Below are 14,970 nucleotides of genomic sequence, written 5' to 3' on the forward strand. Positions count from 1 at the left end.
GACTCGCCGGTGCAGGTCCAGACCCACGGCGGCATGCTGACCATCGCTTGGGATGGCGCGCACAACGCCGAGGCGCCGCTCTTCATGGCTGGCCCCGCCACCACCGTATTCGAAGGCGAGATCGAGCATGATTCCACACTCGCTCACGCCGACTGACCGTCAGGAACCCGATGCTGCCCGATACCATGAACGAACGCGAAGTCGCCGATTACCTGATTGCGAATCCTGATTTCTTTGCCGAACACGCCGAGTTGCTGGGCGCGATCCGGCTGTCCAATCCGCATGGCAAGTCGGCAGTGTCGCTGCAAGAGCGCCAGATGCAAATGCTGCGCGACAAGAACAAGCAGATCGAACGCCGGCTGGCCGAATTGCTTCGTTACGGACATGAGAACGACAGCATTGCCGCGAAGTTTCATCGATGGACCATACGCGTGATGTCCGAGCGCGATCCGCATGCGTTGCCGAAAACCATTCCGGCTGGCCTGTGTGAAATCTTCGAGGTGCCGCAAGCCGCGCTGCGGGTGTGGGATGTCGCGGAACCCTACGCGCAAGCTGAATTCGCGAGAACCACGAGCGAGGAAGTCCGCTCCTTCACGAGCGGCCTGACCACGCCGTATTGCGGACCGAACACTGGCTTCGAGGCCGCCCAGTGGCTGACATCGGCGAGTTCGGTCTCGGTGGCATCGGCTACAACCGATGGTGTCGTCGATACCGCCAACACCACTGAATCCATCGCGCTGCTCGCGCTGCGTGACCCGTCGGCTGGTCCCGAAGCGCCCGCATTCGGCTTGCTGGTCATGGGTTCGCCCGATCCGCGCCGGTTCCACGAAGGTATGGCCACCGACTTCCTTACACAGATCGGCACACTCGCCAGCGCCGCGCTCAGCCGCTTGCTGCCCCACTGACATGACCGACGATCCGGCGGCCGGCGATCCGGTAACCGCCTATCTTTCGATGCTCGAGCACGAGCGACGGTTATCGGACCACACGTTGCGCGGTTATACGCACGAACTCGAAGAGCTAAAGAAGCTGGCGAACGGCCGGGCGCTGGAGTCGCTGACCGCCACTGACATGCGGGGCGCTGTAGCCCGGGCTCACGGCGGCGGATTGTCGGCGCGCTCAATTGCGCATCGGTTATCGGCGTGGCGGGCGTTTTATCGGTGGCTTGCTGAGCAGGTTGAAATGCAAGCCAATCCGGTCGCGACCGTGCGCGCGCCGAAACGCGCGAAGTCCTTGCCCAAGGCACTTTCCGTCGATGACGCCAACGCGCTGATGGAAGCGCCCCAGGGCGATACACCTGAAGCGCTGCGGGACCACGCCATACTCGAATTGTTCTATTCGTCCGGCTTGCGGCTCGCCGAACTGGTCGGGCTGGACGTGCATTTTGTGCAATCCGAAGGCTATTTGTCGGCCGGCTGGCTCGACCTCGCCAGCACCGAAGTCAATGTGCTCGGCAAGGGAAACCGGCGGCGGTCCGTGCCCGTGGGCAGCAAGGCGATCACCGCGCTGCGCGCGTGGATTGAAGTGCGCGGGCAATTTGTGAAAGACGATCCGCATGCGCTGTTTCTGTCTGTGCGTGGCAATCGGATGTCGCCGAACGTGGTCCGTGATCGGGTGAAACGCATGGCTTTGCTGGCCGGCGTACCGTCGAATGTGCATCCGCACGTCTTGCGGCATTCGTTCGCCACGCACGTGCTGCAATCCAGCGGCGACCTTCGGGCCGTGCAGGAACTGCTCGGCCACGCAAGTATCGCGGCTACGCAGGTTTATACGTCACTCGATTTCCAGCATCTGGCTCGCGTCTACGACCAGACGCATCCGCGCGCAAAAAAACGCGGCTGAGCCAGCACTGGCTGTAAGCAACAAGATGCCGGCGCGACGCTGCGCTCAAAAACGTGGCTGACTCACCGTGAAACCGGCGTAACCTCCAGATTCTCTCGCTGCTGATAGAAACAACAGAAATAGAAACGCGGCCCGATACCCTCGCTAGCGTTTACATCCCCGTTCAGTCAGCGCTTTCACCGAAGACCCGAATGAACATCATTACGCTGAAACCGGCGAACGAAAAGTCGCTTGCGCGCCGCCATCCGTGGATCTATGCCAACGCGATCGAACACGTGGAAGGCAAGCCCACGCCCGGTTCAACCGTGCTGATCCGGGGCCACGATGGCCGATTTCTAGCGCGCGCGTCGTACAGCCCGATCTCGCAGATTCGCGCCCGCGTCTGGAGTTTCGACGAAAGCGAGCCCATCGATCATGCGTTTTTCAAGCGGCGGGTACAACGGGCGATCGCGCACCGGCAAACAATGGTGCGCGACACCGGCGCCACGCGACTGATTTTCGGCGAAGCGGACGGGCTGCCGGGCTTGATCGTCGATTACTACATCGCGGACGATGAAAGCCAGCGTGGCCAGTTGGTCTGCCAGTTCATGGCGACGGGCGTGGAACACTGGAAAGAGGCGATCGTGCAAGCGCTGATCGGCGCGACCGGCTGTCCGAACGTGTATGAACGCTCGGACGTGTCGATCCGCCAGAAGGAAGGGCTCGAACAGATCACCGGCGTGCTGGCCGGCGATCCGCCCCCGGTCACCCTGATCGCGAACGAAGGCGGCGTGCGGTATCACATCGACGTCGAACGGGGCCATAAAACGGGCTTCTACATCGATCAACGCGACAATCGCGCGCTCGTGCGCCAGTACGCCGACGACCGTGACGTGCTCAACTGCTTCTGCTACACCGGCGGCTTTTCGCTGGCGGCGTTGAAAGGCGGTGCAAAACGCGTGGTATCGATCGACTCCTCCGGCGACGCGCTGGCGCTCGCCCAGCAAAACGTCACGGCGAACGGTTTCGACCCGCAACGCGCCGAATGGCTCGACGCCGACGCGTTCAAGACCTTGCGCCGCTTGCATGAGGAAGGTGACCGCTTCGACCTGATCGTGCTGGATCCGCCCAAGTTCGCACCTTCGCGGGAACACGTGGACCGCGCCGCGCGCGCGTACAAGGACATCAACCTCACCGGCTTCAAACTGTTGCGCCCGGGCGGCCTGCTGTTCACTTATTCGTGCTCGGGCGCTATTGACGCCGATCTGTTCCAGAAGATCGTGGCAGGCGCCGCGGCCGACGCGAAAGTTGACGCGCGTATCCTGAAGCGCCTTGGCGCAGGGGTCGATCACCCGCTTTTAACCGCGTTTCCCGAAGGGGAATACCTGAAAGGCCTATTGTTGCAAATCGCGTGATCGCCCATAGTTGAACGCCTCGGACAACGCGCGTTCCAGGGAGCACAAAGCGTCCGTTTGACAAATATGTTTCAATAATCGACCGACTGCATGTTTTCGGGCGTGCGCAGGCGTCTCAGATCACGCCCCCAGCCTGAAAACATGCCGCACGATCCTTCGACTTTAAAGAACAGGGCGACCACCATGATTCCCGTTACCATCCTGACCGGCTTTCTAGGCAGCGGCAAAACCACTCTGCTCAAGCGCATCCTGAACGACAAGCACGGCATGAAGATCGCCGTGATCGAGAACGAGTTCGGCGAAGAAAATATCGACAACGAGATCCTCGTCCAGGAAACGAACGAGCAGATCATCCAGATGAGCAACGGCTGTATCTGCTGCACGATCCGCGGCGACCTCGCCCGCGCGCTTGAAGATCTCGCCGATCGCAAGAAGGCCGGCACGCTGAACTTCGATCGCGTGGTCATCGAGACGACGGGACTTGCGAATCCGGGTCCGGTCGCTCAGACGTTTTTCATGGACAACGCCATCGCCGACGAATTCCTGCTCGACGCAATCATCACGCTGGTCGATGCAAAGCACGCCAACCATCAGCTTGACGAGCACGAAGTCGTGCAGCGCCAGGTAGGTTTCGCGGACCGCCTGTTCATCACGAAGTCTGACCTGGTCGACGCTGCCGCGCTCGACGCGCTCAAGCACCGCTTGGTTCACATGAACCCGCGTGCAGCGATCAAAGTGGTGAATTTTGGCGAAGCGGACATCAAGGAAATCTTCGATCTGCGCGGCTTCAACCTGAACTCGAAGCTCGAAATCGATCCGGATTTCCTGGCGGAAGACGATCACGCCCATGACCACGATCACGCCGGGCACGACCATGCGCACGACGACGATCACGACCACGCCACCTGTGGCCACGATCACAGCCACGACCATGAGCATGGCCACGCGAACCATCACCACGCGCATCACGACGACAAGATCAAGTCGTTTGTGTTCCGCAGCGACCGCGCCTTCGATCCCAACCGGCTCGAAGATTTCCTCGGCGGCATCCTGCAGATCTACGGCGAGCGCCTGCTGCGGTACAAAGGCGTGCTGTATATGAAGGGCGTCGATCGCAAGGTCGTGTTCCAGGGCGTGCACCAAATGATGGGCAGCGATCTTGCCGCGAAATGGCAACCGATCGAAAAGAAGAACAGCAAGATGGTTTTCATTGGCATTGAACTGCCGCAGGATTTGATCATCGATGGCCTGACCGCCTGCCTGGTCTGATCGAAAACGCGGAAAAAGCTGAACACGCTGAAGGAACCGGCGAAACCGAAGAAACCGGCGAAACGCGAGGCCCTCTCATGGCGGCTTCGCGCCGCCGCCCAATCCGAAACCTCCGTTTCCGGCACAGTTCTCGCTATTTCTCCCCTGAAGCGCAACCATGCCGACACGGTAGCGAGGCTAAAATCGCTGCGCTTCCAGGAGCCGGCGCTTTTCCGCGATGAACGTCGTTGCAATATGTGTTCACGACCACCAAGAACCATCGCTTTTTAAACGTCAGCGCGTTATATTTTTGAGATAACGAACGAATTGCGCCGGTGTTTTGCTCAGGTGTAGTACGCAATTGCGATTCAGTTACAATACAGCCCCACTGGAGAATCCGGTGCACCGCCAAGCCTTGACTACAAAGCCCGGCGCAATTGCTACTGAAGTGAAAGTGTAGAAGTGAAGGATGAAGTGAGAAGCAAGGTGTTGTTCCGAACATCGGGCACCGGTCGAATCGCTTGAAAATCAGTCTAGAGGAATTGGTCTGGATGCGGTGCTCTAGATGAAATTGGCCCCTCGTGGCGCCGTCCAGCGTCGCGAGAGTCGCAGCCCGTTTAGCGTAGTAAGTGCATGCAGTAATTGTTGGCGAATATCGCCGGCGTGCGGGTAATCCGAACGACGGCGGCGGCGAGCGCGGCGAGCGACCGCGAAGATGGCGAACGACATCGCCCCACATTGAAGAAGCAAGCCAGATGACGACGAAACGATTGTTGACTGAAGACGAAATCCAGAAGATGGCCGACAAGGATTACATGAACGAGGATCAACTCGCGTTCTTCAGGGTCCGACTGGAACAGTTGCAGGCCGACATTCTCAAGAATGCGGGCCAGACGACGGAAAACCTGCGGGAAACGGTCATCGTTCCGGATCCGGCCGATCGCGCGACGATCGAGGAAGAGCACGCACTCGAACTGCGCACGCGCGACCGCGAACGTAAACTGCTGAAGAAAGTGCAGCAGTCGCTTGCGCGTATCGAGTCGGGCGACTACGGCTGGTGCGAGGAAACGGGCGAGCCGATTGGCATTCCGCGCCTGATCGCGCGCCCGACGGCGACGCTCTCGCTCGAAGCGCAGGAACGACGCGAACTGCGCCAGAAGCTGTTCGGCGACTGATCTGCCGGAGCAGCGTTCGCCGCGGCCTCGGTCGCGGCGGGAAACCTGCCGGCCGGGATTTGGTTCGAAGAGGTTAGAAAGCGCTCGAAACTACGTTCGGAAACACAAAAGGCACACGAAAAATCGTGTGCCTTTTTGTTTTTATGCGGCGTTTTTCGCCCGGCAAGGCGTGTTCCGTCGCGCGGGTGAGCCACAAACATGTCCCAATGGTCAACGCACACAAGATGCCACAAGAAGCGCCTTGATAAATTCCACCGCGCCCTAAAATGAACTGGACGCGCTCTCGTGGCGCGGGCGTGGCGAATGTCCGCTGGAGCGCAACATTGCAGCGCACCCGGCCTCCTCACGCTCCCAAAGGATTCGCCGGCGGCGCGGCGGCATACCAGTCAACCGGCTGCCGCGCCCACTCCGCTTTCAAAGGAATGCACATGGAACAATTTCACGGCACGACCATCGTCTCCGTACGACGCGGTGACAAGGTCGCCCTCGGTGGCGACGGCCAGGTCACCCTCGGCAATATCGTGATGAAAGGCGGCGCAAAGAAAGTGCGCCGCATCTATGGCGGCAAGGTCCTGGTCGGTTTCGCGGGCGGCACGGCCGACGCATTTTCTCTGCTCGACCGCTTCGAAGCCAAGTTGGAAAAGCACCAGGGCAACCTGACGCGCGCCGCCGTCGAGCTCGCGAAAGACTGGCGCACCGACCGCATGCTGCGCCGGCTCGAAGCCATGCTGATTGCCGCCGACGCGCAAACCACGCTCGTTATCACGGGTAACGGCGACGTGCTCGATCCGGAAAACGGCATTTGTGCGATCGGCTCGGGCGGTGCGTACGCGCAGGCCGCGGCGCAAGCGCTCACCGAAAACACCGAACTCTCGCCACGCGATATCGTCGAAAAGGCACTCACCATCGCGGGCGATATGTGCATTTATACGAACCACAATCGCGTCATCGAGACGATCGAGTAACAGGGCTTTCGCGTAAAACGCGAGCACAGGACAAGGACCAACGATGAGCACAATGACTCCCGCCGAGATCGTCTCGGAACTCGATAAACACATCATCGGCCAGGGCCGCGCGAAAAAAGCGGTCGCTGTCGCGTTGCGCAACCGGTGGCGGCGTCAGCAAGTCGCCGAGCCGCTGCGCCAGGAAATCACCCCGAAGAACATCCTGATGATCGGACCGACCGGCGTCGGCAAGACGGAAATCGCGCGACGCCTGGCGAAACTCGCCGACGCGCCGTTCATCAAGATCGAGGCAACGAAGTTCACCGAGGTCGGCTACGTGGGTCGCGATGTGGACAGCATCGTGCGTGACCTGATCGAAATTTCGGTCAAGCAGACGCGTGAATCCGAGATGCGCAAAGTGCGTTCGCGGGCCATCGACCGCGCCGAGGACCGGATCCTGGACATCCTGCTGCCGAGCGCGCGGCCGACGGCGGGTTTCGCCACGGCCGAGTTGCAGGACGACAGCGCGAACAGCACGCGCCAGACGTTCCGCAAGCGCCTGCGCGAAGGCCTGCTCGACGACAAGGAAGTGGAGATCGACATTGAGGCGCCGCAAGCAACCATGGACATCATGGGGCCGCCGGGCATGGAGGAGATGACCGACCAGATCCGTTCCATGTTTGCGAATATCGGCGGCGGCAAGAAGACGCAGCGCAAGGTGAAGGTCAAGGACGCGCTGAAGCTGCTCACCGACGAGGAAGCCGGCAAGCTGCTCAATGACGAAGAGGTCAAGACCAAGGCAATTCAGAACGTCGAGCAGAACGGCATTGTGTTCCTGGACGAGATCGACAAGATCGCTTCGCGCAGTGAAACGGGCGGCGCGGAAGTGTCGCGGGCTGGCGTGCAGCGCGATCTGCTGCCGCTCGTGGAAGGCACCACCATCAATACGAAATACGGGATGATCAAGACGGATCACATCCTGTTTATCGCCAGCGGTGCGTTCCATCTGGCCAAGCCGAGCGACCTGATCCCCGAACTGCAAGGGCGTTTTCCGATTCGCGTCGAGCTGGATTCGCTGTCCGTGGAAGATTTCGAATCCATTCTGAATACGACCGACGCCAGTCTTGTGAAGCAATACACGGCGTTGCTGGCGACCGAAGATGTCGAGCTGGATTTCAGCACAGACGGTATTCGCCGGATGGCTGAAATCGCCTTTTCGGTGAACGAGAAGACGGAGAATATCGGTGCGCGGCGGCTTTATACCGTGATCGAAAAGCTGCTCGAAGAAGTGTCGTTTGCTGCCGGCAATCACACGGGTCATCCGGTGAAGATCGATGCCGCTTATGTCGACAAAGCGCTGAACGATGTAGCCGAAGACGAAGATTTGTCGCGCTACGTGCTGTAAAGCGCGCTCAATCAGAGAAAGGGCGGCTCCTTTGATTCCAGCAACGCGCTGAAATCAAAGGAGCCGCCCTTTTACGTTCTACATAACGTTTATTGCCGCACGGGTTTCTTCGCCAGCTTGCGCTGCAGTGTCCGGCGATGCATGTTCAACGCTCGCGCCGTGGCTGAAATATTGCCGCTGTTCTCGGCCAGCACGCGCTGGATATGCTCCCACTCCAGCCGCGCGACCGACAGCAGCGCCGGGTGCTCGATAGCCTCTTCGGCCGTCTGCTCGCTGGCTTCTTCCTGCAACGCGGAGAGGATTGTCTCAACGTTCGCCGGCTTCGCCAGATAGTTATCGGCGCCATCTTTCACAGCCTGAACCGCCGTCGCAATGCTCGCATAGCCCGTCAACACGAGAATCCGTGCATCGGGCTGAAGATCGCGCAAAGGCGCGACGAGCGTCAACCCGGAATCGTTGCCGAGGTGCAGATCGACCGTGATCTGGCCGAACTTCTGCGTGTTCGCCAATCTCAACGCCGTGGCGGCGTCATGCGCCTGATGCGGCGTATAGCCGCGCCGTGTCAGACCGCGCGCGAGAATGCCCGAGAACACCTCGTCGTCGTCGATGACCAAAAAATTTGTATCGCTCATGCTCTTTTCTCCGTAGTGACGGAAGCGGCGACGCCGCCGCGGCCCGTCCTTGCTGCTTTTTCCCGCGATCCTGGGGCGCTTGTGTCGGCGAGACGCAAGATGGCGTGCGTACCGTGCGGGTTGGCTGGCGTGAGTTCGATCGACCCGCCAAGCCGCGTTGCCGCTGAGAATGCCAGATACAAGCCGACACCGTGGCCGCCTTGCGTACTGTCGACGGGCATCGCGCCGAGCGAGCCTCTCAATGCCGCCGGAATGCCGGGGCCCTGATCGCGGATATCGAATTGAATCACAGGCTCGCCAAGATGCCGGCTCGCCGACGTCGCGAGCGTCACCGAATCGCTGCTGGCCCGCGCCGCATTATCCAGCAGAATGGTCAGTATTTGCCCTACCGCGACGGGATCACTCAGAAACTGCCCCGCGCGCTTGCGCTCCTCCGTTTCATCTTCCGATTCATGTTCCGCCTCATGTGCCGACTCAATCAACTCAAAACGCACGTGCGGATGGCGTAACCGCCATTGTTCGACAAACCCATGCAGCCAGTCATCCAGCGGCTGCCGCGGCGCGGGTCCGGTCGCGCGACTGCGCAGGCGTGCGAGCGCGGACGTGCACAACGTCATTTGCTGCTCGAGAAGTTCGATATCAGCGCAATAGGGGGCGAGATTCGGGTCGTGACGGGCGGAATCGCGTAACTCCTCACTCAGCATCGCGATGGTCGACAGCGGCGTGCCAATTTCATGCGCAACCGTTGCCGCCTGGACACCCAGCGCCACGGCGCGCTCGTCACGCAGAAGCCGCTCCTGCGCGTCGGCCAGCGCGAAATCGCGCGCACGCAGCGCCCGCGACATCCGCGCCACGAACCAGCCGATCAACCCAACGCTCACCATGAAGTTCACCCACAGCCCGATGCGGAAATACTCGAACAAATTCAGCGGATCTTCCATATTCAGCGGCACGTAGCTGACCGTCAGCAGCGAATAACAGACGACCGCGAACAACGCGAGCCAGATTGTCAGACGCCACGGCAGCACGGCAGCGGCAATCGCGAGCGACGGGAGATACAGCGTGACAAACGGATTCGTCGCGCCCCCGCTCAGGAACAGCAGCGCGGACAGCGCGCCGAGATCGACCCAGAGCTGCCCGAACAGTTCGAGATTCGTTTCAGGCTGCGCACGCGCAACGCGTACCCATGTCAGCGCGTTGAACAATATCTCCAGAGCGACAATGGTCAGCATGGCCGCTAAGGGGAGATGCGCGCCGTAAAACGCCTGTACGACGGCGATCGTAAGCAGTTGACCGATGATCGCAAGACTGCGAAGCCAAAACAGGTGACCGAGATTGACGCGGCCTGTGTTCGTTATTCGATGCATCTCGGTGAATTTCACCTCAAATTTCAGAATAGTCTAATGGTTGGACTTAGCCGCTTGCCGCACCATCTAGCGTTGTCTCGTACAGGGCGGCCAGGCCGCATACACAAAATGACTAACAGCCTATCCTCCCGCCCCAATCAGCTTCTCAGCGAAGCGCCGCAAACCGGCGCCGTTCAAGACACCATTATCCCGCGTGCGCTGAACGCGTTCATTGACAACGCTCGCAGCATGAACGCGCAAGGCAATCAGGTCGAGCGCGCCGTGTGGCTGCAGGCCGCCATGATGTTGCAACCTGACCAGCCCGAGACAGGCCTTGACCTGATCGATGCAATGCTGAAGCAGAATCGCATTGGCGACGGCATTCAGCTCGCGGCTCAACTTGTTGATCGTCATCCGCAACACGCGCTGGCGCTCTGGCATCTCGGTTATGCGCTCCAGCTCGCCAACCGTCACGCCGATGCGATTCCCTTCTACGAACGCGCCCACGCAATCAATCCGGCCGTCCCGACCCTGCGCAACAATCTCGCGGTCGCGTACGAACTCACGGGCAGCGAAGACAAAACACTGACCATGCTGGAAGAAGCCGTCGCCGCAAATGCCGACGATATCGAAGCGTGGACGAATCTGTCGCGCGTGTATCCACGCCGCCGGCAACTCGAGCGGGCGCTTGCGGCCGGCAAGCGTTCGGTTGAGATCAATCCGTCGAATTCGCTCGCGTTGTCGAACTACAGTCTCGCGTTGAAAGAAGCGCAGCGCTGGCCGGAGGCCACTGCAGCCGCCGAAGCGGCGGTCAATATCGCGCCCGGAATGCCGCGTCTTCCGTTCAATCTTTCCATTCTCGATCTCGTGCAGGGGAATTACGCGCGTGGATGGGCCAATTTCGAGGCTCGCTGGGACGGTTCAAGCGAACTGCGCAATTCGTATCCCGAGTTCCCGGTGCCGCGATGGAACGGCGAAGCATTGCGGGGCAAGACCTTGTTGTTGTGGGGTGAGCAAGGTTTCGGCGACGCGCTGCAGTTCTCGCGTTTCGTCCCCATGCTCGCGAAAAAGGTTCACGCACAGGGCGGCACGCTCGTGTGGGCTGCGTTCAAAGCAGTGCATCCGCTGATGGCGCGCATGGCGCCGAAAGGCGTCGAATGCCTGCCGCACGACGGGCCGCTGCCCGAGTTTGACTTCCATTTCCCGCTGCTGAGCCTGCCGCTGCATTTCGGCATCGACGCGGACACCATTCCGGCGAAGCGCGCGTATCTTTCCGCCGATGCCGACCTCGCCGCCGACTGGCGCGCCGAATTCGCCGCCGACAAACGCCTGCGTGTCGGTCTTGTATGGAGCGGCAGCGAAGGCCATCAGCGCAACATGTTCCGCAGCGTGGGCATCGAACGGTATGCGAAAGCGTTCAGCGGGATCGAGAACGCGGCGTTCTTCTCGCTGCAGAAGGAGGCATCGGGCGCAGTATCCACGGCGCGGGACAGTGGCTTCGAGATCGCGGACCGCACCGGCAAGTTTGAAACGTTCGACGACACCGCGGCGTTCATCGATTCACTCGATCTCGTCATTACCGTTTGCACGAGCGTGGCGCATCTGGCGGCAGCGCTCGGCAAGCCGACCTGGATTCTCCTCGACACCAATCCGCACTGGGTCTGGCAACTGGGGCGCACTGACAGCCCGTGGTATCCGACGGCGACCTTGTACAGGCAGGAGGAATTCTCGAAGTGGGAGCCGGTGATGGATAACGTCGCGCGCGATCTGGCCGCACTCGCGGCAACGCATACGGGTGCGGCGCCGCGTAAGCGGGCGGCGAAGAAAGCAGCCACGTAAGTACGCACTACGGGGTTCAAGTCAGCAAAAAAGCGGGGATCCGGCAACGAATCACCGCTTTTTTTACGTGCTGGATTCCTCCACTCAGGCCGTTCCGCCGACATGAGAACCACCTGCTCGCCCCTTCCAGCAACTCAGCGACGAACGCGCCCTTCACATGTTTATGCTACGTTGCGTTTCTTCACGCAAACAATCCGGGCAAAGACACGTCATGTCCGGATTCAGGCGCCCGGCCGGCAAAGCCGGAAGCGCAGCGCACCAGCACTGCGCGTCGCCGGTTTGCTGGGCACAGCGGAAAAACGCTCCGCACAGAGCGCAGCGTTGAGGAGTGGGATCGGTGGAACTCATGATTGGGGCCAAGCCTTTTGAAAACGGAGCACACACTCAAGAGCCGCATTGCGCACGACGCGGCCGTTGCCGAAGCGCCACGTTTCGAACCGCCCACGCACGCTCGATCGCATTATTATTTCACGCGCCAATCCCATACTGGCGCGAGCAAAGGCTAACTTTCATCCGTCATCGGAATGCTATCGGAAACGCATGATGCAGCGCGTCAGTCCTGTACAATTCCGCCTGTTTAAACTGCTCCTCGCCTTATCGCCGCCATGTCCGAGCTTCCCGACCTTACGCAGATCGCGCCGACCCTGAAAGCCGAAATCCTGGCCGAGGCGTTGCCCTATATTCGCCAGTATCACGGCAAGACGATCGTGATCAAATACGGCGGCAATGCCATGACCGAGGAGCGCCTGAAACAGGGCTTCGCGCGCGACGTGATCTTGCTGAAGCTGGTCGGCATCAATCCGGTGATCGTGCACGGCGGGGGTCCGCAGATCGACCAGGCGCTCAAGAAGATCGGCAAGCAGGGCACGTTTATCCAGGGCATGCGCGTCACCGACGAAGAGACAATGGAAGTGGTCGAATGGGTGCTCGGCGGCGAAGTGCAGCAGGACATCGTCACGCTGATCAACCATTTCGGCGGCCATGCGGTCGGCCTCACCGGCAAGGATGGCGGCCTGATCCACGCGCGTAAGCTGCTGATGCCGGATCGCGACAACCCGGGCGAATTCATCGACATCGGTCAGGTGGGCGAAGTCGAGGCCATCAATCCGGCTGTCGTGAAGGCGCTGCAAGACGACGCGTTCATTCCGGTCATCTCGCCAATCGGCTTCGGTGAAGATGGTTTGTCGTACAACATCAACGCCGATCTGGTCGCGGGCAAGTTGGCCGTGGTGCTGAACGCCGAGAAGCTCGTGATGATGACGAATATCCCCGGCGTAATGGACAAGGAAGGCAATCTGCTGACCGATCTCTCGGCGCGCGAGATTGACGCGTTGTTTGCCGACGGCACCATATCCGGCGGCATGCTGCCGAAGATTTCATCGGCGCTCGACGCGGCGAAGAGCGGCGTGCGCTCGGTGCATATTATCGATGGGCGAATCGAGCATTCGGTGCTGCTCGAGATCCTGACCGAACAGCCGTTCGGGACGATGATTCGCTCACATTGAACGTGAATCGTTAAGCATGGATTCCACCGGTGTTCGGGTTGAGCATTTGCGTCCCTCACGACGCCGGTTGAACACGCACAAGCGACCCGTCTGGTTATTCGATCTCGACAACACACTGCATCACGCGTCGCATGCGATTTTCCCCGCGATCAATCGCGGGATGACGCAGTACATCATCGACCGGTTGGGCGTGGATGTTGACGAAGCCAACCGGTTGCGCACCGGTTATACGCAGCGATACGGCGCGACCCTGCTCGGCCTGGTGCGCCATCATCCCGTCGATGCCGCGGACTTCCTGCATGTCGTGCATGACTTCGCCGATCTCGGATCCATGGTTCGTGCCGAACGCGGCCTCGCGCGAATGATCCGCGGGCTTCCGGGACGCAAGATCGTGTTGACCAACGGGCCTTCAATTTATGCCCACGCTGTGCTCAACGAACTGGGTATTGCCAAGCTGTTTGAACGCGTAATTGCGATCGAGGATATGCAGGATCGAAGCGGTTATTGGCGCGCGAAGCCCGATGCTTCAATGCTTCGACGCGCGATGCGGCGCGCTAAAGTGCCGCTCGCCGATGCGGTCCTCGTTGAAGATACGCGCGGACATTTGAAACGCTATAAGCGCTTGGGTATTCGCACGGTGTGGATCACGGGGCATTTGCCATCGGTTTTAAATGCCAGCGGAGGGAAGTCACTTCGGTCCCCGAGCAGCGGCCGTCCCCATTACGTCGATCTAAAGATCCGGTCCTTAAAAGGCCTGCGCGGTCTCAGCTAGACCCAAGCGTATTTCGTCGCAGGCGATCAACGCGCGATTAACCCGAAAAACTCGAAAGCTAAAGTAGTACGGACTTCAAACGTCATCGCCTGACCTCGCCGTTCCCAGCCTCCGTAGCGCCCTTTCCCGTTTTTCCGATATACTTCATCGCTATCTTGATTTGATTCAACGCGCCGATTTGCTGACTCGATTGCGGGCGCGCGAACCCTGACCCGGTTCACTATAAATGCGGCTAAAGAGGTTGTCAGCCGCGCCGCTTATCTGTCTCAGCGCATCGCCGACGCCGTTTAGCCGCCCTGTTTTCTCTAGGCGGAATGAATGGAATCAATCGGCATCGTCACTCCCCAAACACTGCATTTCACTGAACCGCTGCGCATGCAAAATGGCAGCTTGCTCGGTGACTATGATCTCGTCGTCGAAACCTACGGCACGCTCAACGCCGCCCGCTCGAACGCGGTGCTCGTCTGCCATGCGCTGAACGCCTCGCACCACGTGGCGGGCGTCTATGCCGATGACCCCAAGAACGTCGGCTGGTGGGACAACATGGTGGGTCCGGGCAAGCCGCTCGATACCAACCGGTTTTTTGTCATCGGCATCAACAACCTCGGCTCGTGTTTTGGGTCGACCGGCCCGATGAGCGTGAACGCCGTCACCGGCAAACCCTACGGCGCGAGTTTCCCCGTGGTCACCGTTGAAGACTGGGTTCACGCGCAGGCGCGCGTGGCGGATCTATACGGTATTGAACGCTTCGCCGCTGTCATGGGCGGCAGCCTCGGCGGCATGCAGGCGTTGGCTTGGAGCATGATGTATCCGGATCGCGTGGCGCACTGCATTGTGGTGGCATCGACGCCCAAACTCTCCGCGCAGA

Annotated in this window: 14 protein-coding genes; 11 read left to right on the forward strand and 3 right to left on the reverse strand. The window is 60.3% G+C overall.

From position 1 onward, the window contains the following. Positions 1-185 precede the first annotated feature (185 nt). The 7 genes from JWR14_RS15810 to hslU all read left to right on the forward strand — a co-directional run bounded on the left by JWR14_RS15810 (position 186) and on the right by hslU (position 8,008). Entirely contained in the window at positions 186-905 is a 720-nt protein-coding gene (locus JWR14_RS15810) for a DUF484 family protein (protein WP_158934156.1), read from the forward strand. Position 906: 1 nt separating this feature from the next. After that, positions 907-1,842, forward strand: coding sequence for a tyrosine recombinase XerC (xerC, locus tag JWR14_RS15815; RefSeq protein ID WP_299708329.1), 936 nt, complete (start codon positions 907-909; stop codon positions 1,840-1,842). A 191-nt stretch (positions 1,843-2,033) separates the two neighbouring features. Beyond that, positions 2,034-3,236, forward strand: coding sequence for a class I SAM-dependent rRNA methyltransferase (locus tag JWR14_RS15820; RefSeq protein WP_299708331.1), 1,203 nt, complete (start codon positions 2,034-2,036; stop codon positions 3,234-3,236). 183 nt (positions 3,237-3,419) lie between these two features. Continuing rightward, positions 3,420-4,505 carry a GTP-binding protein gene (locus tag JWR14_RS15825; protein ID WP_299708333.1) on the forward strand — a complete coding sequence of 362 codons (1,086 nt, stop codon included), beginning with the start codon at positions 3,420-3,422 and terminating at the stop codon, positions 4,503-4,505. A 734-nt stretch (positions 4,506-5,239) separates the two neighbouring features. Then, the gene (gene dksA, locus JWR14_RS15830) at positions 5,240-5,659 is read left to right on the forward strand and encodes an RNA polymerase-binding protein DksA (protein WP_089166517.1); all 420 of its coding nucleotides are present in this window, start codon (positions 5,240-5,242) and stop codon (positions 5,657-5,659) included. A gap of 428 nt (positions 5,660-6,087) precedes the next feature. Next, positions 6,088-6,624, forward strand: coding sequence for an ATP-dependent protease subunit HslV (hslV, locus tag JWR14_RS15835; RefSeq protein ID WP_089166516.1), 537 nt, complete (start codon positions 6,088-6,090; stop codon positions 6,622-6,624). A gap of 43 nt (positions 6,625-6,667) precedes the next feature. Beyond that, complete coding sequence (gene hslU, locus JWR14_RS15840) at positions 6,668-8,008, forward strand: ATP-dependent protease ATPase subunit HslU (protein WP_299708338.1); 1,341 nt, start codon at positions 6,668-6,670, stop codon at positions 8,006-8,008. Between the two features lie 89 nt (positions 8,009-8,097). On the opposite strand, the gene JWR14_RS15845 is transcribed toward hslU, so the two are convergent. Both JWR14_RS15845 and JWR14_RS15850 read right to left on the reverse strand, forming a co-directional pair. Then, complete coding sequence (locus JWR14_RS15845) at positions 8,098-8,640, reverse strand: response regulator transcription factor (RefSeq protein WP_047895363.1); 543 nt, start codon at positions 8,638-8,640, stop codon at positions 8,098-8,100. Further along, positions 8,637-10,007 carry an ATP-binding protein gene (locus JWR14_RS15850; protein WP_299708360.1) on the reverse strand — a complete coding sequence of 457 codons (1,371 nt, stop codon included), beginning with the start codon at positions 10,005-10,007 and terminating at the stop codon, positions 8,637-8,639. Before JWR14_RS15850 ends, JWR14_RS15845 begins: the two co-directional genes overlap by 4 nt. 108 nt (positions 10,008-10,115) lie before the next feature. On the opposite strand from JWR14_RS15850, the gene JWR14_RS15855 reads away from it, so the two are divergent. Continuing rightward, positions 10,116-11,825 carry a tetratricopeptide repeat protein gene (locus tag JWR14_RS15855; protein ID WP_299708343.1) on the forward strand — a complete coding sequence of 570 codons (1,710 nt, stop codon included), beginning with the start codon at positions 10,116-10,118 and terminating at the stop codon, positions 11,823-11,825. A gap of 153 nt (positions 11,826-11,978) precedes the next feature. Here the strand turns inward: JWR14_RS15855 and JWR14_RS15860 are convergent, their stop codons facing one another. Beyond that, positions 11,979-12,173, reverse strand: a complete 195-nt coding sequence (locus JWR14_RS15860) for a cysteine-rich CWC family protein (protein WP_299708345.1) — start codon at positions 12,171-12,173, stop codon at positions 11,979-11,981. A gap of 257 nt (positions 12,174-12,430) precedes the next feature. Between JWR14_RS15860 and argB the strand changes: the two genes are divergently transcribed. The 3 genes from argB to JWR14_RS15875 form a co-directional block, all read left to right on the forward strand. Further along, the gene (argB, locus tag JWR14_RS15865; RefSeq protein WP_047895360.1) at positions 12,431-13,330 is read left to right on the forward strand and encodes an acetylglutamate kinase; all 900 of its coding nucleotides are present in this window, start codon (positions 12,431-12,433) and stop codon (positions 13,328-13,330) included. Positions 13,331-13,346: 16 nt separating this feature from the next. Further along, complete coding sequence (locus tag JWR14_RS15870; RefSeq protein ID WP_299708351.1) at positions 13,347-14,102, forward strand: pyrimidine 5'-nucleotidase; 756 nt, start codon at positions 13,347-13,349, stop codon at positions 14,100-14,102. A 318-nt stretch (positions 14,103-14,420) separates the two neighbouring features. Next, positions 14,421-14,970 (forward strand): alpha/beta fold hydrolase (locus JWR14_RS15875; RefSeq protein WP_299708353.1); only part of this gene is annotated, 550 nt, incomplete at its 3' end.

Source organism: Caballeronia sp. (assembly GCF_028292365.1).
Lineage (GTDB): Bacteria > Pseudomonadota > Gammaproteobacteria > Burkholderiales > Burkholderiaceae > Caballeronia.

Bases quoted from the DNA above. Each gene is read 5' to 3' on its own strand.
- JWR14_RS15810 (WP_158934156.1), top strand. From the start codon at position 186: ATGAACGAACGCGAAGTCGCCGATTACCTGATTGCGAATCCTGATTTC.
- JWR14_RS15855 (WP_299708343.1), top strand. From the start codon at position 10,116: ATGACTAACAGCCTATCCTCCCGCCCCAATCAGCTTCTCAGCGAAGCG.
- JWR14_RS15845 (WP_047895363.1), bottom strand. From the start codon at position 8,640: ATGAGCGATACAAATTTTTTGGTCATCGACGACGACGAGGTGTTCTCG.
- JWR14_RS15870 (WP_299708351.1), top strand. From the start codon at position 13,347: ATGGATTCCACCGGTGTTCGGGTTGAGCATTTGCGTCCCTCACGACGC.
- hslV (WP_089166516.1), top strand. From the start codon at position 6,088: ATGGAACAATTTCACGGCACGACCATCGTCTCCGTACGACGCGGTGAC.
- xerC (WP_299708329.1), top strand. From the start codon at position 907: ATGACCGACGATCCGGCGGCCGGCGATCCGGTAACCGCCTATCTTTCG.
- hslU (WP_299708338.1), top strand. From the start codon at position 6,668: ATGAGCACAATGACTCCCGCCGAGATCGTCTCGGAACTCGATAAACAC.
- dksA (WP_089166517.1), top strand. From the start codon at position 5,240: ATGACGACGAAACGATTGTTGACTGAAGACGAAATCCAGAAGATGGCC.
- JWR14_RS15825 (WP_299708333.1), top strand. From the start codon at position 3,420: ATGATTCCCGTTACCATCCTGACCGGCTTTCTAGGCAGCGGCAAAACC.
- JWR14_RS15850 (WP_299708360.1), bottom strand. From the start codon at position 10,007: ATGCATCGAATAACGAACACAGGCCGCGTCAATCTCGGTCACCTGTTT.
- argB (WP_047895360.1), top strand. From the start codon at position 12,431: ATGTCCGAGCTTCCCGACCTTACGCAGATCGCGCCGACCCTGAAAGCC.
- JWR14_RS15860 (WP_299708345.1), bottom strand. From the start codon at position 12,173: ATGAGTTCCACCGATCCCACTCCTCAACGCTGCGCTCTGTGCGGAGCG.
- JWR14_RS15820 (WP_299708331.1), top strand. From the start codon at position 2,034: ATGAACATCATTACGCTGAAACCGGCGAACGAAAAGTCGCTTGCGCGC.